The 336-nt window shown below is 44.0% G+C and carries 1 protein-coding gene; it reads right to left on the minus strand.

The annotated features are described in order from the left end of the window. The coding region (locus FNN09_RS20955) for a sulfatase/phosphatase domain-containing protein (protein WP_143304439.1) at positions 1-336 on the minus strand (336 nt) is incomplete at both ends.

Consider the following 336-nt stretch of genomic DNA (forward strand, 5'->3'; position numbering starts at 1 on the left):
TGCTTCAGGATTTTTTCTAATGCCATACTGCACACCTTTCCATTTACCCATTCTAACGGCTTTTCGACCACCCACAGAATTAAATTCCCAATAAAGGTATTCGTGTTCCTTTTGAGTGCCCTGATTGGTTAACGCAGGTAGCATGGAGATACCATCAATGTTTTCCGGGTGATCAGCGCCAATCATATCTGCAAAGGTTGGCATCATATCCCAAAAAGCAGAGATGTGATCTGATGTTGTACCTGCTTTAATTTGGCCAGGCCAGCTGGCAATAAATGGTACACGAATACCCCCTTCGTACAAGTCACGCTTGTAACCTTTGTAGGCACCGTTACT

The organism is Carboxylicivirga sp. M1479 (genome assembly GCF_007097485.1).
Taxonomy (GTDB): Bacteria; Bacteroidota; Bacteroidia; order Bacteroidales; family Marinilabiliaceae; genus Carboxylicivirga.